The 19,993-nt window shown below is 52.9% G+C and carries 18 protein-coding genes; 12 read left to right on the top strand and 6 right to left on the bottom strand.

Annotated features, from left to right (window positions below; genetic code table 11):
• Window positions 1-33 precede the first annotated feature (33 nt).
• The 4 genes from ppnN to xni all read left to right on the top strand — a co-directional run bounded on the left by ppnN (window position 34) and on the right by xni (window position 5,603).
• Window positions 34-1,398: a nucleotide 5'-monophosphate nucleosidase PpnN gene (ppnN, locus tag HU143_RS04690; RefSeq protein ID WP_000627973.1), complete on the top strand. Its 1,365-nt coding sequence runs from the start codon at window positions 34-36 to the stop codon at window positions 1,396-1,398.
• A 564-nt stretch (window positions 1,399-1,962) separates the two neighbouring features.
• On the top strand, window positions 1,963-3,252 hold the full coding sequence (gene sdaC / locus HU143_RS04685; RefSeq protein WP_000450462.1) for an HAAAP family serine/threonine permease SdaC: 1,290 nt from the start codon (window positions 1,963-1,965) through the stop codon (window positions 3,250-3,252).
• Between the two features lie 58 nt (window positions 3,253-3,310).
• Entirely contained in the window at window positions 3,311-4,678 is a 1,368-nt protein-coding gene (gene sdaB, locus HU143_RS04680) for an L-serine ammonia-lyase II (protein WP_000626381.1), read from the top strand.
• A 169-nt stretch (window positions 4,679-4,847) separates the two neighbouring features.
• Window positions 4,848-5,603, top strand: coding sequence for a flap endonuclease Xni (xni, locus tag HU143_RS04675; RefSeq protein ID WP_023221202.1), 756 nt, complete (start codon window positions 4,848-4,850; stop codon window positions 5,601-5,603).
• Window positions 5,604-5,694: 91 nt separating this feature from the next.
• Here the strand turns inward: xni and fucO are convergent, their stop codons facing one another.
• Complete coding sequence (gene fucO / locus HU143_RS04670) at window positions 5,695-6,843, bottom strand: lactaldehyde reductase (RefSeq protein WP_000013565.1); 1,149 nt, start codon at window positions 6,841-6,843, stop codon at window positions 5,695-5,697.
• Window positions 6,844-6,859: 16 nt separating this feature from the next.
• Entirely contained in the window at window positions 6,860-7,507 is a 648-nt protein-coding gene (gene fucA, locus HU143_RS04665) for an L-fuculose-phosphate aldolase (RefSeq protein WP_000440828.1), read from the bottom strand.
• A 555-nt stretch (window positions 7,508-8,062) separates the two neighbouring features.
• Here fucA and fucP point away from each other — a divergent pair.
• The 5 genes from fucP (at window position 8,063) to fucR (ending at window position 13,897) form a co-directional block, all read left to right on the top strand.
• On the top strand, window positions 8,063-9,379 hold the full coding sequence (gene fucP / locus HU143_RS04660; protein ID WP_000528621.1) for an L-fucose:H+ symporter permease: 1,317 nt from the start codon (window positions 8,063-8,065) through the stop codon (window positions 9,377-9,379).
• 31 nt (window positions 9,380-9,410) lie between these two features.
• The gene (gene fucI, locus HU143_RS04655; protein ID WP_000724126.1) at window positions 9,411-11,186 is read left to right on the top strand and encodes an L-fucose isomerase; all 1,776 of its coding nucleotides are present in this window, start codon (window positions 9,411-9,413) and stop codon (window positions 11,184-11,186) included.
• 100 nt (window positions 11,187-11,286) lie between these two features.
• Complete coding sequence (gene fucK / locus HU143_RS04650; protein WP_023227746.1) at window positions 11,287-12,705, top strand: L-fuculokinase; 1,419 nt, start codon at window positions 11,287-11,289, stop codon at window positions 12,703-12,705.
• Between the two features lies 1 nt (window position 12,706).
• Window positions 12,707-13,129, top strand: coding sequence for an L-fucose mutarotase (fucU, locus tag HU143_RS04645; protein ID WP_000920848.1), 423 nt, complete (start codon window positions 12,707-12,709; stop codon window positions 13,127-13,129).
• 57 nt (window positions 13,130-13,186) lie between these two features.
• Window positions 13,187-13,897: an L-fucose operon activator gene (gene fucR, locus HU143_RS04640; protein WP_023227745.1), complete on the top strand. Its 711-nt coding sequence runs from the start codon at window positions 13,187-13,189 to the stop codon at window positions 13,895-13,897.
• A 58-nt stretch (window positions 13,898-13,955) separates the two neighbouring features.
• Here the strand turns inward: fucR and rlmM are convergent, their stop codons facing one another.
• The 4 genes from rlmM to HU143_RS04620 all read right to left on the bottom strand — a co-directional run bounded on the left by rlmM (window position 13,956) and on the right by HU143_RS04620 (window position 16,954).
• Window positions 13,956-15,056, bottom strand: a complete 1,101-nt coding sequence (gene rlmM, locus HU143_RS04635; protein WP_001045494.1) for a 23S rRNA (cytidine(2498)-2'-O)-methyltransferase RlmM — start codon at window positions 15,054-15,056, stop codon at window positions 13,956-13,958.
• Window positions 15,049-15,444 (bottom strand): DUF423 domain-containing protein, encoded by a 396-nt coding sequence (locus tag HU143_RS04630; protein ID WP_000203913.1) that lies wholly within the window; start codon window positions 15,442-15,444, stop codon window positions 15,049-15,051. Before HU143_RS04630 ends, rlmM begins: the two co-directional genes overlap by 8 nt.
• Window positions 15,445-15,462: 18 nt before the next feature.
• Window positions 15,463-16,380, bottom strand: a complete 918-nt coding sequence (gene gcvA / locus HU143_RS04625; RefSeq protein ID WP_000044409.1) for a glycine cleavage system transcriptional regulator GcvA — start codon at window positions 16,378-16,380, stop codon at window positions 15,463-15,465.
• 346 nt (window positions 16,381-16,726) lie between these two features.
• Window positions 16,727-16,954, bottom strand: a complete 228-nt coding sequence (locus tag HU143_RS04620) for a YgdI/YgdR family lipoprotein (protein ID WP_000750393.1) — start codon at window positions 16,952-16,954, stop codon at window positions 16,727-16,729.
• A gap of 192 nt (window positions 16,955-17,146) precedes the next feature.
• Here HU143_RS04620 and csdA point away from each other — a divergent pair, with 192 nt between their 5' ends.
• From csdA to rarD, 3 genes are all read left to right on the top strand, one after another.
• Complete coding sequence (gene csdA / locus HU143_RS04615; protein ID WP_023227744.1) at window positions 17,147-18,352, top strand: cysteine desulfurase CsdA; 1,206 nt, start codon at window positions 17,147-17,149, stop codon at window positions 18,350-18,352.
• Window positions 18,352-18,795: a cysteine desulfurase sulfur acceptor subunit CsdE gene (gene csdE, locus HU143_RS04610; protein WP_000184199.1), complete on the top strand. Its 444-nt coding sequence runs from the start codon at window positions 18,352-18,354 to the stop codon at window positions 18,793-18,795. Before csdA ends, csdE begins: the two co-directional genes overlap by 1 nt.
• Window positions 18,796-19,094: 299 nt before the next feature.
• Complete coding sequence (gene rarD / locus HU143_RS04605) at window positions 19,095-19,982, top strand: EamA family transporter RarD (RefSeq protein ID WP_077910008.1); 888 nt, start codon at window positions 19,095-19,097, stop codon at window positions 19,980-19,982.
• The last annotated feature ends 11 nt before the right edge of the window (window positions 19,983-19,993 follow it).

The following is a 19,993-nucleotide window of genomic DNA, read 5'->3' as shown; positions in this document are numbered from 1 at the left end:
GGAATGGCGTGTTGCGTCCCATAAGGAGTTTACTTGATTACACATATTAGCCCGCTTGGCTCAATGGATATGTTGTCGCAACTGGAAGTGGACATGCTGAAACGCACGGCCAGTAGCGACCTGTATCAACTGTTTCGTAACTGTTCACTTGCCGTTCTTAACTCCGGCAGCCTGACCGACAACAGCAAAGAGCTGCTGTCCCGCTTTGAAAATTTCGATATTAACGTACTGCGCCGCGAGCGCGGCGTGAAGCTGGAATTGATTAATCCGCCTGAAGACGCCTTTGTTGACGGGCGGATTATTCGTGCGCTACAGGCTAACCTGTTCGCGGTGCTGCGCGACATTCTCTTTGTGAATGGGCAGATCCACAATGCCGGCCGTTTCCAGCATCTGGATCTTGAAAGCTCAACACATATCACCAATCTGGTGTTCTCCATTTTGCGCAACGCCCGGGCGCTGCACGTCGGCGAAGCGCCAAACATGGTGGTATGCTGGGGCGGCCACTCAATTAACGAAAACGAGTACCTGTATGCCCGTCGCGTCGGCACGCAGTTGGGATTGCGCGAGCTGAACATCTGCACCGGCTGCGGCCCTGGGGCGATGGAAGCCCCCATGAAGGGAGCGGCGGTCGGTCACGCGCAGCAGCGCTATAAAGACAGCCGCTTTATCGGCATGACTGAGCCTTCCATTATTGCGGCTGAACCGCCTAACCCGCTGGTGAACGAACTGATCATCATGCCGGATATCGAAAAACGCCTGGAAGCGTTCGTCCGTATCGCACACGGTATCATCATCTTCCCGGGCGGCGTGGGTACGGCGGAAGAGCTGCTTTATTTGCTGGGTATTCTGATGAATCCAGCCAATAAAAATCAGGTGTTGCCGCTGATCCTGACCGGACCAAAAGAGAGCGCCGATTACTTCCGCGTGCTGGATGAGTTTATTACCCATACGCTGGGCGAAGCGGCCCGCCGTCATTACCGCATCATCATTGACGATGCGGCGGAGGTAGCGCGGCTGATGAAGAAAGCGATGCCGCAAGTGAAAGAGAATCGCCGCGATACCGGCGACGCCTATAGTTTTAACTGGTCGATGCGTATTGCACCGGATCTGCAGGTACCGTTTGAACCGTCGCATGAGAATATGGCCAACCTGAAACTGTACCCGGATCAGCCGGTTGAGATTCTGGCGGCGGATCTGCGGCGCGCCTTCTCCGGTATTGTCGCGGGGAACGTGAAGGAGGTCGGGATACGCGCCATTGAAGCTAATGGTCCGTATAAAATCCACGGCGATCGAGAGATGATGCGTCGCATGGACGATCTGCTGCAGGGTTTCGTCGCGCAGCATCGTATGAAATTGCCAGGTTCCGCCTACATCCCCTGTTACGAGATCTGCGCTTAACGCTTATGCCCGGTTGCCGCCAGCAGCCGGGCGCTTCTCCCATTCCTTTCATTGCGGTACGGCAATTAACGTATGCCTTCATTTTTTATGATGATCATCAGAGGCATAGCCCGCATTGTTTTATAAACACCATTTATAATTCACCATAAATAGATTGCCAGGCAAACGTTTACCTCACTCCTCTTACCGTGATTTATCGGTCCAAACTCTTATTCTTCGCCAGAATCCACTAAAAACATTGATTTTTATAGTCAAACCTCCGTATCTTGCGCCCCAATCTTTCCGGCCTTATATCGTTAATGGTAGCCTTCGCGCCCGGAAATTCGTTATGACGTTTTTTTAATAGATTAATGGTCCAAATTTATCCATGTAAGAAGCGGATTATTGCATTTGAGATCGCGATCACTGATAGATTCATCAGTTAAATGTATCTTTCCGCCCGAAAATTATTACGGCGAAAAATTATATAAAAAGCGTCCTTAAGCAGATTTCATTTTACGATCAGGTCTTTTTTCATTGGATTAGACCAGCAACCTGATTTTTAGCATCCTCCAGGAGAAATAGATGGAAACCACTCAGACCAGCACTATTGCTTCGATTGACTCTCGAAGCGCATGGCGCAAAACGGATACCATGTGGATGCTGGGCCTTTACGGCACGGCTATCGGCGCGGGCGTTCTGTTCCTGCCGATCAACGCAGGCGTCGGCGGCATGATTCCGCTCATCATCATGGCGATTCTCGCTTTCCCGATGACCTTTTTCGCACACCGTGGTTTAACCCGCTTCGTGCTGTCCGGTAAAAATCCGGGTGAAGACATCACTGAAGTCGTTGAGGAACACTTCGGTATCGGCGCAGGTAAACTGATTACCCTGCTCTACTTCTTCGCGATTTACCCCATCCTGCTGGTTTACAGCGTGGCGATTACTAATACCGTGGAAAGCTTCCTGACCCACCAGTTAGCGATTAATCCGCCGCCGCGGGCGATTCTTTCCCTGATCCTGATTGTTGGCATGATGACCATCGTGCGCTTCGGCGAGCAAATGATCGTTAAGGCGATGAGTATCCTGGTATTCCCGTTCGTCGCTGCGCTGATGCTGCTGGCCTTGTACCTGATCCCGCAGTGGAACGGCGCGGCGCTGGAAACTCTGTCCTTTGATTCCGCCGCGTCTACCGGTAACGGTCTGTGGATGACGCTGTGGCTGGCGATTCCGGTGATGGTTTTCTCTTTCAACCACTCCCCGATCATCTCCTCCTTCGCGGTTGCGAAGCGTGAAGAGTACGGTGAAGGCGCAGAGAAGAAATGTTCTAAAATTCTGGCCTTCGCCCACATCATGATGGTGCTGACCGTAATGTTCTTCGTCTTCAGCTGCGTGCTGAGCCTGACGCCGGCAGATCTGGCGGCGGCAAAAGAGCAGAACATCTCTATTCTGTCTTACCTGGCGAACCACTTTAACGCGCCGATCATCGCCTGGATGGCGCCGATCATTGCGATGATTGCTATCACCAAATCCTTCCTCGGCCACTACCTGGGCGCGCGTGAAGGCTTTAACGGGATGGTGATTAAATCGCTGCGTGGTAAAGGTAAATCCATCGAAATCAACAAACTGAATAAAATTACCGCGCTGTTCATGCTGGTCACCACCTGGATTGTGGCGACGCTGAACCCCAGCATCCTGGGCATGATTGAAACCCTGGGCGGCCCGATCATCGCGATGATTCTGTTCCTGATGCCGATGTATGCCATCCAGAAAGTACCGGCAATGCGTAAGTACAGCGGTCATATCAGCAACGTATTCGTTGTGATTATGGGCCTGATTGCCATCTCCGCTATTTTCTACTCACTGTTCAGCTAAGTCCTTTAGCGCCGCTTACCGCGGCGCTTCTCTATGATACAACCGCAATGGATGCCCTATGATTAGCGTATTCGATATTTTTAAAATCGGCATTGGCCCTTCCAGTTCTCACACCGTCGGACCAATGAAAGCAGGCAAGCAGTTCACGGACGATCTGATTGCCCGCCATATCCTTACAGATGTCACCCGCGTCGTGGTGGATGTCTACGGCTCTCTGTCATTGACGGGTAAAGGCCACCACACTGATATCGCCATTATTATGGGCCTGGCGGGGAATCTGCCGGATACCGTCGATATCGACGCCATTCCGTCCTTTATCCAGGATGTGAACACCCATGGGCGTTTACTACTGGCCAATGGGCAGCATGAAGTCGAATTTCCGGTCGATAAGTGCATGAATTTCCACGCCGACAACCTGTCTCTGCATGAAAACGGGATGCGTATTACCGCGCTGGCGGGCGATAAGGTGCTCTACAGCCAAACCTACTACTCCATTGGCGGCGGCTTTATCGTCGATGAAGAGCACTTTGGTTTGACGAATAGCGAACCCGTTAACGTACCGTACCCTTACAAAACCGCCGCGGATTTACAGCGCCATTGCCAGGAGACGGGTCTGTCGCTCTCCGGTCTGATGATGCAAAACGAACTGGCTCTGCACAGTAAAGAAGCGCTGGAGCAGCACTTCGCCAGGGTCTGGGAGGTGATGCGCAGCGGTATTGAGCGCGGTATCACCACCGAGGGCGTATTGCCGGGCAAACTGCGCGTTCCGCGTCGCGCGGCGGCGCTGCGTCGGATGCTGGTCAGTCAGGATAAGACCACCACCGATCCGATGGCGGTCGTCGACTGGATCAATATGTTCGCGCTGGCGGTGAACGAAGAGAATGCCGCAGGCGGACGAGTAGTCACTGCCCCGACTAACGGCGCATGTGGTATTGTTCCGGCGGTGCTGGCGTACTATGACAAGTTTATCCGCGAAGTAAATGCTAACTCGCTTGCTCGCTATATGCTGGTCGCCAGCGCGATTGGCTCGCTGTATAAGATGAACGCCTCTATTTCCGGCGCCGAGGTGGGTTGTCAGGGAGAGGTCGGCGTGGCCTGTTCCATGGCGGCAGCGGGTCTGGCCGAGCTGCTGGGCGGTAGTCCGGCGCAGGTGTGTATCGCCGCAGAAATCGCCATGGAGCATAATCTGGGGTTAACTTGCGATCCGGTTGCCGGTCAGGTACAGGTTCCCTGCATTGAGCGTAACGCAATTGCTTCAGTCAAAGCGGTCAACGCCGCGCGTATGGCGCTGCGCCGTACCAGCGAACCGCGCGTATGCCTCGATAAAGTGATTGAGACCATGTACGAAACCGGTAAAGACATGAACGCTAAGTACCGCGAAACTTCGCGCGGGGGCCTGGCGATGAAGATCGTTACCTGCGATTAATTCTCAGCACATTTTAGGATCTGTAGGCCGGATAAGGCGCTCGCCGCCATCCGGCTTTGTTGCCTGATGTCGCTTCGCTTATCAGGCCTACGGATAGCGCTATTTCGCAATGCTCGCCTCCCCCCGCCGTGAATGTTACCCTACGCGCAGGTTTGTAAGGGAGAACACCGTGGCTGCTCATCTGCTTATCGTCGACGCGCTCAATTTGATTCGCCGTATTCACGCCGTTCAGGGATCGCCCTGTGTGGAAACCTGCCAACACGCGCTCGATCAATTGATTATCCACAGCCAGCCAACCCATGCCGTAGCGGTATTTGATGACGACGCGCGCAGCAGCGGCTGGCGTCATCAGCGTTTGCCGGACTACAAAGCAGGACGTCCGCCGATGCCTGACGATTTACATAATGAAATGCCCGCCCTACGCGCCGCGTTTGAACAGCGCGGCGTACGCTGTTGGGCATCAGACGGTAACGAAGCGGACGATCTGGCGGCGACGCTGGCGCTAAAAGTTACCGAAGCCGGACACCAGGCAACCATTGTGTCAACCGATAAAGGCTATTGCCAGTTGCTCTCTCCGGGATTGCGCATTCGCGACTACTTCCAGAAACGCTGGCTGGACGCGCCGTTTATTGAAAAAGAGTTTGGCGTACTTCCCCGGCAGTTGCCGGATTACTGGGGTCTGGCAGGAATCAGTAGTTCGAAAGTCCCCGGCGTTGCCGGTATCGGCCCCAAAAGCGCGACCCAGCTATTGATTCAGTTTCAAAATCTGGAGGGAATTTACGCCCATCTGGACAAGGTGCCGGAAAAGTGGCGCAAAAAGCTTGAGACGCATAAAGAAATGGCATTTCTCTGCCGCGATATTGCACGTCTGCAAACCGATTTACATATCGACGGAAACTTACAGCAGCTACGGCTGGTACGGTAGTTTTGTTGCCGGATGGCGGCGTGAACGCCTTATCCGGCCTACAGAACTGCACGAAATGTAGAGCGGATAAGCGCAGCGCCATCCGGCAAAATTACCAGGCGGTATGATACAGTTCGACAATGTCCGCCAGACTCGCTTCACGCGGATTGCCGCCCGTGCAGACATCATCGAACGCCGCCTGCGCCAGCGCCGGGATATCCTCTTTTCGAACGCCGACATCACGCAAATGCAGCGGAATTCCCACATCGCGATTTAGCGTAAATACGGCTTCCACTGCGGCATTACGCGCCTCTTCAAGACTCAATCCTTCTACCTTCACCCCCATCGCCCGGGCGATATCACGGAATTTCTCGTTGGTAGACCCGGCATTAAAACGCATCACATGCGGAAGCAAAATAGCATTCGCGACGCCGTGCGGCGTGTTGTAAAACGCGCCCAACGGATGCGCCATCCCATGCACCAGTCCCAGCCCCACATTGGAAAACCCCATCCCGGCAACGTATTGCCCCAGCGCCATCGCCTCGCCGGCCTCTTTTTCTCCGGCTACGGCGCCGCGTAGCGCGCCAGCAATAATCTCAATGGCTTTGATATGTAATGCATCCGTCAGCGCCCATGCGGCCCGGGTAATATAGCCTTCAATAGCATGGGTTAGCGCATCCACGCCCGTTGCCGCTTTCAGCGCGGGCGGCATACCGTCCATCATATCGGCATCGATAAATGCCGCCTGCGGAATATCATGCGGATCGACACAAACGAATTTGCGCCGTTTCTCTTCATCGGTAATCACATAATTGATAGTGACTTCCGCCGCGGTTCCCGCCGTTGTCGGGATCGCCATAATCGGCACGCTGGGTTTACGGGTCGGCGATAGCCCTTCCAGACTGCGCACATCGGCAAATTCCGGATTGTTACTGATAATACCGATCGCTTTGCAGGTATCCTGCGGAGAACCGCCGCCAATGGCGATGAGATAGTCCGCGCCGCTTTGGGTAAAGACCTTAAGCCCTTCCTGGACAACGGAAATCGTAGGATTAGGGATCACGCCCGCATAGATCTCCCACGCCAGCCCTGCGGCATCCATTCTGCTTGTCACTTTATCGACCACACCGCATTGCACCAGCGTTTTATCGGTAACAATCAGCGCCTTATGATAACCGCGGCGCGTCACCTCATCGGTTAATGCGTCCACCGCTCCCCGGCCAAACCATGCCGTTTCATTCAGAATCATTCTGTTCGCCATCGCCTGTCTCCTGACATCACTCTTCAATACGTAACCCGTAAGTTTTAAATTTCTCCAGTACGATAGCGATCGCCTCGTCATCCAGTACCGGTACCGGATCGACAATGGCCAGCGTACTTAAATAGAGCTGCGCCAGCACTTCCACTTCATGCGCCAGCCACAACGCTTTGTCTAAATTTTCTTCACAAGCGATAAGCCCGTGATGCTGTAACAGCGTCGCTTTACGATTTTTAAGCGCCACGGCAACATGGTCAGAAAGTTCGCGGGTGCCAAAAGTGGCGTAGGGCGCACAGGGAATAGAGTTTCCACCCGCGGCGGCAATCATGTAGTGAATCGCCGGAATCGGGCGATTGAGGATCGAGACTGCCGTACAATGGACAGCGTGGTTATGTACCACAGCATTGGCGTCAGGGCGCGTCTGGTATGCCGCCATATGAAAACGCCACTCGCTGGAAGGCAGCTTGCCCTGCTCATGCTGACCGTCAGCATCAATAAAAACAATGTGCGACTCTGTCAGCTTCTCGTAGGGGATCCCCGTCGGCGTAATCAGCATTCCGCCCTGATAACGTACGCTCACGTTACCTGCCGTCCCCTGATTTAACCCTAACCGCGTCATTTCCAGACAGGTATCAATAATCTGCCGAGCCAGTCTATTTCGTTCCATTATTTACCTCTCTCTGTGATTCAAAATGAGACAACAAAACCGCCTTTCGCATCACGCTGCTGTCCTGTTGAAATAATCGAATAGTTAGCAACTATCATCATACTGAATAAAGAGAAGGGAATTTAAATAACAATATTTTGTGATACACATCAATTAATTCGCCACGATAAACCAGACGACTGCCATTTCTCTCGCCGATAAATGCCCGCTCTTAATAATATTTTTCAAAACGGGCAAAGATGAAGAATAAGTTACTACTGCCCGTTTTCGTGGCAATAATTTAATTCGGGCATTCAGTCTGTGGTTTTTTAAATTAAACATCTCAAACGGTCATTTTTTTATGAAAATTAAAGTGATGATAATCACAGAACGCTCTGCTCTCAGGTATAAATGTGACCGCCATCATATTAAAAGGCCTTTTTTATTTGAAAATGACTCCATGAGTTCATTCCGGACGCCAATTTATTACCGGTAAGAAAAGCGAACTCACCTAATTTTACGGTCTGGTGACCAGAACCGACCGCACGCAAAAGCTTCTGAACCGATGAGGATGCTATGGGAAACACAACAATACAAACACAGAGTTTTCGTGCTGTGGATGCAGAGCAAAGCAAAAGCAAGCGCTACATTATTCCATTCGCCTTACTTTGCTCGCTATTTTTTCTGTGGGCCGTCGCCAATAATCTGAATGACATTTTATTACCGCAGTTTCAACAAGCTTTTACGCTAACTAACTTCCAGGCCGGACTTATTCAGTCAGCCTTTTATTTCGGTTATTTCGTCATTCCAATTCCCGCTGGGATTTTGATGAAAAAACTCAGTTATAAAGCAGGGATTATCACTGGACTTTTTTTGTATGCTTTTGGCGCCGCATTATTCTGGCCTGCCGCCGAGATAATGAATTACACATTATTTTTAATTGGCCTGTTTATCATCGCCGCCGGTTTAGGCTGCCTTGAAACTGCGGCCAATCCTTTTGTGACGGTATTAGGTCCAGAAAGCGGCGGACATTTCCGGCTTAATCTGGCGCAAACTTTTAACTCCTTTGGCGCTATTATCGCCGTTGTGTTTGGGCAAAGCCTTATTTTGTCTAACGTGCCGCATCAATCACAAGAAGCGCTTGATAAAATGACGCCGGATCAGCTTAGCGCCTATAAACACAGCCTGGTGTTATCGGTACAAACGCCATACATGATTATCGTCGCCATCGTATTAGTAGTTGCGCTGCTGATTATGCTGACCAAATTTCCGGCCCTGCAAAGTGACGATCATAGCGATGCTAAACAAAGCTCTTTCTTATCTTCTCTCTCCCGACTCATCCGTATCCGCCACTGGCGCTGGGCGGTGCTGGCGCAGTTCTGCTACGTGGGGGCGCAAACCGCCTGCTGGAGCTATCTGATCCGCTACGCCATTGAGGAGATCCCTGGAATGACGCCCGGTTTCGCCGCCAACTACCTGACCGGCACGATGGTGTGCTTCTTTATCGGCCGTTTCACCGGGACCTGGCTTATCAGCCGCTTCGCGCCGCATAAAGTGCTGGCCGCCTATGCCCTGCTTGCCATGCTCCTGTGTCTGATTTCCGCCTTTAGCGGCGGACATATCGGCCTGCTGGCGCTGACGTTGTGTAGCGCATTTATGTCAATCCAGTACCCGACCATCTTCTCGTTGGGTATCAAAAATCTGGGACAGGACACTAAGTACGGCTCGTCTTTTATCGTCATGACCATCATTGGCGGCGGTATTGTCACGCCAGTAATGGGCTTCGTTAGCGACGCCGCAGGCAAAATCCCGACCGCCGAACTGGTTCCGGCATTGTGCTTTGCCGTCATCTTCATTTTTGCCCGTTTCCGTTCACAAGCGGCGACAAACTGAACATTTATCCGAATAACGTGAGGAATCTGTCATGAAAAAAATCAGCTTACCGAAAATCGGTATCCGCCCGGTGATTGATGGACGTCGTATGGGCGTACGCGAGTCGCTCGAAGAGCAAACCATGAATATGGCGAAAGCGACGGCGGCGCTCATCACCGAGAAAATCCGCCACGCCTGTGGGGCACAGGTGGAGTGCGTCATTGCGGATACCTGTATTGCCGGAATGGCGGAATCCGCCGCCTGTGAAGAAAAATTCAGTAGCCAGAACGTGGGCGTGACCATTACCGTTACGCCGTGCTGGTGCTATGGCAGCGAAACCATTGATATGGACCCGATGCGTCCGAAAGCCATCTGGGGCTTTAACGGCACAGAGCGTCCCGGGGCGGTTTACCTTGCCGCAGCGCTGGCGGCGCACAGCCAGAAAGGCATTCCGGCGTTCTCCATTTATGGCCATGACGTGCAGGATGCCGACGATACCTCCATTCCTGCCGACGTCGAAGAAAAACTGCTGCGTTTTGCGCGGGCAGGGTTAGCGGTAGCCAGCATGAAAGGCAAAAGCTACCTCTCCGTCGGCGGCGTGTCGATGGGGATCGCGGGTTCCATTGTCGATCATAACTTCTTTGAATCCTGGCTGGGCATGAAGGTGCAAGCGGTAGATATGACCGAACTGCGCCGCCGTATCGATCAAAAAATTTATGATGAGGCCGAACTGGAGATGGCGCTGGCGTGGGCGGATAAAAACTTCCGCTACGGCGAAGATCAGAACGCCTCGCAGTATAAGCGCAATGAAGCCCAGAACCGCGCGGTGCTAAAAGAGAGCCTGCTGATGGCGATGTGTATTCGCGATATGATGCAGGGCAACAAGACGCTGGCAGACAAAGGGTTAGTTGAAGAATCGCTGGGCTACAACGCCATTGCCGCCGGCTTCCAGGGCCAGCGCCACTGGACCGATCAATACCCGAACGGCGATACCGCCGAAGCGCTGCTCAATAGCTCTTTTGACTGGAACGGCGTACGCGAACCGTTTGTCGTCGCCACCGAAAATGACAGTCTGAACGGCGTAGCGATGCTGTTTGGCCATCAACTCACTGGTACCGCGCAGATATTCGCCGACGTACGAACCTACTGGTCGCCGGAAGCCGTAGAACGCGTCACCGGCCAGGCGCTCAGCGGACTGGCGGAGCACGGCATTATTCACCTGATTAACTCCGGTTCTGCCGCTCTGGACGGTGCCTGTAAACAGCGCGACAGCGAAGGCAAGCCGACCATGAAACCGCACTGGGAAATCAGCCAACAAGAGGCGGATGCGTGTCTGGCGGCCACCGAATGGTGCCCGGCGATTCACGAATACTTCCGCGGCGGCGGCTACTCATCCCGTTTCCTGACCGAAGGCGGCGTGCCATTCACCATGACCCGCGTGAATATCATCAAAGGCCTGGGACCAGTGCTGCAAATCGCCGAGGGCTGGAGCGTCGAACTGCCGAAAGCGATGCACGATCAGCTTGATGCCCGCACCAACTCTACCTGGCCTACCACCTGGTTTGCGCCGCGTCTTACCGGCAAAGGTCCGTTTACCGATGTCTATTCGGTGATGGCGAACTGGGGCGCTAACCACGGCGTACTCACCATCGGCCATGTAGGGGCGGACTTTATTACTCTCGCCGCGATGCTGCGTATCCCGGTATGTATGCACAACGTGGAGGAGGCGAAGATCTACCGTCCTTCCGCCTGGGCGGCTCACGGTATGGATATCGAAGGCCAGGATTATCGCGCCTGCCAGAATTATGGCCCGCTGTATAAACGTTAATGCGGCTTAGCCCGGTGACGCAGGCTTACCGGGCCTACGGGCGCGTGAACCGTAGGCCGGATAAGCGTAGCGCCATCGGGCGGCGTTTATGGAGTTATCTATGAAACAAGACGTTATCCTGGTTCTCGACTGCGGTGCGACTAACGTTCGGGCGATCGCCGTTGATCGCCAGGGGAAAATTGTCGCCCGCGCCTCAACCGCTAACGCCAGCGACATTGCCGCAGAAAATAGCGCCTGGCATCAGTGGTCGCTGGACGCCATCCTGCAACGTTTCGCCGACTGCTGCAAGTCACTCTCCAGCGCCCTGTCGGAGTGTGTTGTTCGCGGTATTACGGTGACTACGTTCGGCGTCGATGGCGCGCTGGTCGATGCGCAGGGTAAGCTGCTCTACCCGGTCATCAGTTGGAAATGCCCGCGAACCGCCGCCGTGATGGAAACGATTGAGCGCTTTATCTCGCCCCGGCAATTGCAGACGCTCTCCGGCGTCGGCGCGTTCAGCTTTAACACGCTGTATAAACTGGTCTGGCTTAAAGAGAATCATCCGCGCCTGCTGGAACAAGCTCACTGCTGGCTGTTTATCTCGTCGCTGATTAACCACCGTCTGACCGGTGAGTTTACGACCGATATCACTATGGCAGGCACCAGCCAGCTACTGGATATCCATCAGCGCGACTTTAGTCCGGAAATCCTGCAGGCGACGGGGCTGGCGCGCCGCCTGTTCCCGCGTATCGTGGAAGCGGGCGCCCCGATAGGCACGCTACAGACAGACGCGGCCAGGCTACTCGGTCTCCCGGCGGGTGTGCCGGTGATCTCTGCCGGACACGATACTCAGTTCGCGTTATTCGGCGCTGGCGCGCAGCAAGGTGAACCGGTGCTCTCCTCCGGAACATGGGAGATTCTGATGGTGCGCAGCGGTCAGGTGGATACCTCGCTGCTCAGTCAGTATCCGGGCTCGACCTGTGAACTGGACAGTCAGTCGGGGCTTTATAACCCCGGAATGCAGTGGCTGGCCTCCGGCGTACTCGAATGGGTACGAAAACTGCTGTGGACGCCGGAAACGCCATGGCAAACGCTGATCGACGAAGCGCGCGCTATTCCCGCTGGCGCGGAAGGCGTACGGATGCAGTGCGATCTGCTCGCCTGCCAAAATGCAGGCTGGCAGGGCGTGACGCTCAATACCACCCGCGGCCATTTCTATCGCGCCGCGCTGGAAGGCCTGACGGCGCAACTTCAGCGTAATCTGCGCACGCTGGAGAAAATCGGCCATTTTAACGCCACAGAACTGTTACTGGTTGGCGGCGGCAGTCGCAACGCTTTGTGGAATCAAATTAAAGCGAATCAGCTTGATATCCCTATCAAAGTGCTGGACGACGCGGAAACCACCGTGGCCGGCGCTGCCATGTTTGGCTGGTACGGCGTAGGCGAATTTAGTAGCCCGGAACAGGCGCGCGCGCAGGTCAATTATCAGTATCGCTATTTCTGGCCGCAAACCGAACCTGAAATTATTGAGGGAGTATGAAATGCTAAAAACCATTTCACCGTTAATTTCCCCGACACTGCTCAAAGTGCTGGCCGAGATGGGCCACGGGGACGAAATCATTTTTTCCGACGCTCACTTTCCCGCGCATAGCCTGGGCCCACAGGTGATTCGCGCCGATGGTCTTAGCGTCAGCGATCTACTGCGGGCAATTATTCCGCTCTTTGAGCTGGATAGCTACGCCCCGCCGCTGGTAATGATGGCCGCCGTGGAAGGCGACACGCTCGACCCCAGCGTTGAAGCGCGCTATCGCGATGCTTTATCATTAGAAGCGCCGTGCCCGGATATCGTTCGTATCGACCGTTATGCGTTTTATGAGCGGGCGCAAAAAGCGTTTGCGATCGTTATCACAGGTGAGTGCGCGAAGTACGGAAATATTCTTTTAAAAAAAGGGGTAACGCCGTAATCTCTTGCCGGTGCGCCCGCATGACGCGGGCGTTCATCGAATGATGGGGTGAGAAAAATGAAAGTGGCACGCCAACAAGCGATAGTCGATCTGCTGATCAATCATAAAAGTCTGACCACCGAAGCGCTGGCCACCCGGCTTAACGTCAGTAAAGAGACCATCCGCCGCGATCTCAGTGAACTACAGACGCAGGGAAAAGTGCTGCGTAATCACGGACGAGCTAAATATATTCATCGTGAAAATCAGGACAGCGGCGATCCATTCCATATCCGCCTGAAAAGCCATTATGCGCACAAAGCCGATATTGCCCGTGAAGCGTTAGCGTGGATAGAAGAAGGAATGACAATTGCGCTGGATGCCAGTTCAACCTGCTGGTATCTGGCCCGCCAGTTGCCGGATATTCCCATTCAGGTTTTTACCAATAGCCATCCTATCTGTCAGGAGCTGGGAAAACGCGAACGCATTGCGCTGATAAGTTCCGGCGGCCAGCTTGAACGTAAATATGGCTGTTATGTTAATCCGTCGCTTATCTCACAGCTAAAATCGCTTGATATCGATCTGTTCATCTTTTCCTGTGAGGGGATCGACGGCGGCGGCGATCTGTGGGACTCCAATGCGATCAACGCCGATTTTAAATCTATCCTGCTCAGGCGCGCCTCGCAGTCTTTATTATTGATTGATAAAAGTAAATTTAATCGTTCAGGAGAGGCGCGCATCGGCCATCTGGATGACGTGACGCATATTGTTTCAGATGCGCCGCAGTCATAGGCCGGATAAGCGTGCGCCATCCGGCGCTGATGACGCGCCGGATGACGGCAGCGCGTTTTTATCGCTCGTCGCGACGCCCGCCAACAGCCGCCCACAACCGACGCACGTGTACCGTCACTTCTTCGCGATCGTGATAAAGCTGACGCGCCTGGATCTGCGCATTAACGCCATGCTCATCCAACTGCGCCTGAAGATACGCCAGGTTATGCGACACCTCTTCATAGCGTTTTTTCATCGGCAGTTTAAGGTTAAAAATCGTCTCCCGGCACCAGCCGTTCACCAGCCACTGCGCCATTAACGCGGTGACTTTGGCCGGCTTCTCCACCATATCGCAGACCATCCATGAAATATTATTCCGGTTCGGACGGTACCTGAAGCCATCCTCACGCAACCAGGTCACCTGTCCGGTGTCCATCAGGCTTTGCGCCATCGGGCCGTTATCAACGGAGTAGACCCACATATTGCGCTTCACTAACTGGTACGTCCATCCGCCGGGACAGGCACCCAAATCCACCGCATACATGCCGTTCGCCAGACGTTCATCCCACTCATCTTCCGGGATGAAAACGTGGAGCGCCTCTTCCAGTTTCAGCGTTGAGCGGCTCGGCGCATCAGACGGAAACTTCAAACGCGGGATGCCCATATAAAACGGTGAATTGTTATGCGCGAACGAATAACCGGTATAGCAGCATCCTGGCGCGATAAAAAAGACATGAACGACCGGACGCTTCGGCGTTTCATAATTCGTCAATACGCCCGCATCACGCAAAGCCGCGCGCAGCGGCACCGTAAATTTGCGGCAGAACTTCATCAGTTCTTTACTTTCATTGGTGTCGGCGACTTCAACCCGCAGCTCGCCGCCCTTTTCCACTACGCCCTGCAACATGCCGACAATCGGCGTAATTCTGTCTTCCGGCGGTAAATGTTGCAGCAGTTCCCCCACCACAAACCACTGGCGGGCGAAAATCAGCGAACTGAACGGCAGTTCTGAAATCAGCTTTTCGCCATCTTCCGGCTGATAGCATTCATAAATGACATAGCCTGCGTTCTCTTTTACGCGTGCAAAACCAAATATTTCCCGTTTTCCCGCTTTATCGGTAATTTCTGCAGCGCACTCTTTTTCAAACCCCGGACGGCAGAGCAAGACAACTTTATTCATGGCTCGCGCCCTTACGTTTCATACGAATGGCGCCAATCAGCAATAGCGCCCAGCCCACCAGGAAACTGACGCCGCCGACAGGCGTGATATACGCCCACAGGCGCAGATGCGAAAGCGCAAGGCAGTACAGGCTGCCGCTAAACAGCACCGTGCCCAGCGCCAGAAAAACGCTGCTCCAGTAAAACCAGATGCTGATACGGCGCTGCATCGCCACCGCCAGGCCAAAGATCGCCAGCGTATGGAACGCCTGATATTGCAGGCCGGTCTGAATCCAGCCCATTTCAACCACGCCCAGGGTTTTACTCAAAACATGCGCCCCGAACGCGCCCAGAGCAACGTAAATAAAACCGCTGATAGCGGCGACAATCAGCATAAAACGGCTGGTCATGGTCATACCCTAAGTTAATTATTGTTCGTAACGAAAACGGAATTTTTCTTGCTCCGTCGCCGCCTTCGCCAAAATCCACTGACGGAAGGCGGCTATTTTACCCAGTTCTGCCTGGCTGTCATGACAAACCAGATAAAAAGCATTCTTACTCACCAGAACATCGTTAAATGGACACACCAGTCGCCCGGCTTCAATTTCCGACTGCGCCATAACATTATTCGCCAGCGCGATCCCCTGTCCGTGAATAGCGGCCTGTAGCACCATCGCGCTGTGGCTAAATATCGGCCCTTGCTGAACGTTAATATGGTTGAGCCCTAACTGACGAGTATAGGCCTGCCAGTCACGCCGGGAGGCGTCGTGCAATAGCGTGTGTTTCGCCAGATCTTCCGGCGTTTTTAACGGTTTTTCGCCTGTGAGTAATAAAGGAGAACAGACGGGCAGTAAATATTCTGCGTATAATTTTTCGACGCGCAAGCCCGGCCAGTTTCCCCGGCCATAAAAAATCGCGACATCGACATCGTCTGCCAGTTTATCTTCCTGACGGTCAACGGCTTGTATCCGAACGTCAATTCCCGGATAAGCTGAGTTAAAGCTGGAGAGCCTGGGCACCAGCCACTGGATGGCAAAACTGGGCGGTAAACTCACCGTCAGCGCCCCTTTGGCACTGCGCGCCTGGAGCTTACGCGTTGCTTCCGTGAGCTGGGAAAATATCTCTTTAATGTCGAGAAAATAGCTTTGGCCTTCTTCCGTCAGCAGCAGCGAACGATTGCGGCGGCGGAACAGTTTTAGCCCCAAAAAATCCTCAAGTGACTTAATTTGGTGGCTTACTGCGGCCTGCGTCACAAAAAGTTCTTCCGCTGCTCGCGTAAAGCTCAAATGGCGCGCGGCAGCATCAAAAACGCGTAACGCATTTAAAGGAGGTAATCGTTTTGACATGGCCTCTGGACTTAATGTCGAATGAATTTAACAAATAGGTAACAACATGTAACCTATTAGTTTTTTTAATCTGAGACATTATAAATTGTCCGTTGAGGTTCTACCAGCAAATACCTATAGTGGCGGCACTTCCTGAGCCGGAACGAAAAGTTTTATCGGAATGCGTGTTCTGATGGGCTTTTGGCTTACGGTTGTGATGTTGTGTTGTTGTGTTTGCAATTGGTCTGCGATTCAGACCACGGTAGCGAGACTACCCTTTTTCACTTCCTGTACATTTACCCTGTCTGTCCATAGTGATTAATGTAGCACCGCCATATTGCGGTGCTTTTTTTTGTATAACAAACGGTTAGTTTTCCAGAGCCACCATCTCTTTCACGTCAGTACGATTGATCTGCTGTTTGTTGCCATTAGCGTCTTTATACGAAATCATACCGGTATCGTTATCGGTCTGGGGTTTACCGTCGGTCACAATGCTACGTCCATCATTGGTGTGCATAACGTAATTAGGACCGGAACAGGCGCTCAGGGCAAAAGTCAGCATACATGCAGAGATAATTGCGGCAGTCTTTTTCATCTTCTTCTCCTTAAAGCTGTTTGTGCTATTTAAAGCGGACTCCGTAACAGGCTTAAACATTCGCCTAACATTATTCAGCATAACCTCCTTTACATAATTCGCCAGGATATACAGACGATTCCGATGGTTAGGACAAACCTTGTATCAGCCGCGCTTTTACGCCACGATCGGTAAACTGAACCGAGGAATATCATGAACGCTTTTAATCCCACGCAGTTTCGCGCGCAGTTTCCCGCGCTAGCCGATGCGGGTGTTTATCTCGATAGCGCCGCCACGGCATTAAAGCCACAGGCAGTCATTGACGCCACGCACCAGTTTTATTGTTTGAGCGCCGGTAACGTTCATCGTAGCCAGTTTGCGCAGGCGCAGCGCCTGACGGCGCAATATGAAGCGGCCAGAGCAAAAGCAGCGCGGCTGTTAAATACGCCCGATGAAAAAAGTATCGTCTGGACACGAGGCACCACCGAAGCGATCAACATGGTGGCGCAGTGTTACGCCCGTCCTCGTCTGCGCCCCGGCGATGAAATTATCGTTAGCGTCGCCGAGCATCACGCCAACCTTGTGCCCTGGCTGATGGTGGCGCAACAAACCGGCGCGCAGGTCATAAAACTGCCGCTTAATGACCGGCGTCTTCCTGATGTTGAGCGTCTGCCGGAACTGATCACGTCGCGCAGCCGCATTCTGGCGCTGGGGCAAATGTCGAACGTAACGGGCGGCTGCCCGGATCTCGCAAGCGCTATCAGCGCCGCTCACGCTGCGGGAATGGTCGTGATGGTAGATGGCGCGCAAGGCGCGGTACACTTCCCGGCGGATGTTCAGCAGCTTGATATCGATTTTTATGCTTTTTCCGCTCACAAACTGTATGGCCCGACCGGTATCGGCGTGCTGTACGGTAAGCCGGAGCTTCTTGAGGCGATGTCGCCCTGGCTCGGCGGCGGCAAGATGATCCGTGACGTTAGCTTTGAAGGCTTCACCACTCAAAGCGCTCCCTGGAAACTGGAAGCGGGGACGCCGAACGTCGCCGGGGTCATCGGCCTGAGCGCTGCGCTGGAATGGCTGTCCGATATCGATATTGAACAGGCCGAAAACTGGAGCCGGGGGCTGGCAACGCTGGCGGAAGACGCACTGGCGAAACGCCCGGGCTTTCGTTCGTTCCGCTGCCAGGACTCCAGCCTTCTGGCCTTTGATTTTGTCGGCGTGCACCACGGCGATATGGTGACACTGCTGGCGGAATACGGTATTGCGCTCCGGGCCGGGCAACATTGCGCCCAGCCATTGCTGGCGGAACTTGGCGTCACAGGAACTCTGCGCGCCTCTTTTGCGCCGTATAATACCCAACATGATGTGGATGCGTTGGTTAACGCCGTTGACCGCGCGCTGGAACTGCTGGTGGATTAATGACAAACCCTCTTTATACCGGACACCCGTTCGGCACAACGGTAACGGAAGAGACGTTACGCGCTATCTTTCTCCCGCTGACCCAGTGGGAGGATAAATATCGTCAGTTGATTCTGTTAGGAAAACAGCTCCCCGCTCTGCCGGATGAATGCAAAGCGCAGGCGAAAGAGATAGCCGGCTGCGAGAACCGCGTCTGGCTGGGCTTTACCCGATCAGATAACGGAACGATGCACTTTTTCGGCGACAGTGAGGGGCGGATTGTCCGCGGCCTGCTGGCGGTATTGCTCACCGCGGTGGAAGGAAAAAACGCCGCCGAATTACAGGCTCGTTCACCGCTGGCGCTATTTGATGAGCTGGGTTTACGCGCCCAGCTTAGCGCCTCACGCAGTCAGGGGCTGAACGCGCTGAGCGAAGCGATTGTTGCCGCAACGCATAAGCGTTGAAATAACGTAAATATCCTGTCGCCTGACAGTGCCGTCCGCGGCGGTCAGGCGATGCAGATAAAATAATCCAGTCACTTTATTAGTTTCGGCGTCAGATTTCCCTGATAAACATTCTTTTGATTTTTATCAGCTATCACAATGAAATTACAATGTTAGAATCCATGTTAAAACGGCGTGAAGATTTTAGAGTAAATAAAGCCACTCGATGTAGCGTAGCAGGAGAACTGGAAAATTCATACGCATCGGGTGAAGTTATAACAGGATATGGATAAGTGGAAAAATATCTGCGTAACGGTACCATGTTTGTGGTGCTGGCATTTATATTATGGGGGTTAACACCTTTATACTATCAATATTTATCAGGGGGAAACCTCGCACAAATATTGATATACCGGGTGTTCTGGTCAATTCCATTATTACTGGTAGTAAGGTTGTTATTTCGGCAGCGAACGCGATTCCATGATGCCTGGAAAGATAAAAAATCTTTTTTCTTCTGCATGATCGCCGGACTTTTGATGATTGTCTCATGGTCATCTTTTATTTATGCGCTAACCCATCATCTGGTGCTTGATGCCAGCCTCGGTTATTTTATCAACCCGCTATTTGTTATTGCGCTGGGATGCATTTTTCTTAAAGAAAAACTGTCGTTGTTTCAGGCCATCGCCGTTTTTTCCGGTGTCTGCGGCCTGACTTTTCAAATTATCATGTTACGGCATTTCCCGGCGCTGGCGCTAACCATGGGATTATCATTTGCGCTATATGGCCTGGCGCGAAAGTTTATACATTATGATGTGATGACATCGATAACGATTGAAACATTATGGGCATTGCCTGTCTCACTATTAATTTTTCTCTTTAGCGATACTGGACCAATTATATCCGCTAATACTCCTTTCTTTTTGTATGTCATGACGGCGCCAGTGACGATCATTCCACTGGTATTATTTGCCATCGCGTTAAATCACACCTCGTTGATTGTCACCGGACTGGCGCAATATATAGAGCCGTCTTTACAGTTCTTACTTGCCATTATGATATTTGGCGAACACATTAATTACGCAGAACTGCTCTGCTTTTGTGCGGTATGGTTCGGGTTGTTTCTATGCATATCTGAAAATTTATATTCCCATTATCTCCGCGCCCGTCTGAAACCGGTGTTCGGCAGGGTACAGCGCTTCTTTCGCTAACGAAGGGCGCA

This window comes from Salmonella sp. SJTUF14076, from assembly GCF_015534835.1.
GTDB lineage: Bacteria > Pseudomonadota > Gammaproteobacteria > Enterobacterales > Enterobacteriaceae > Salmonella > Salmonella enterica.
This window is presented reverse-complemented; position numbering and strand designations above follow the sequence as displayed.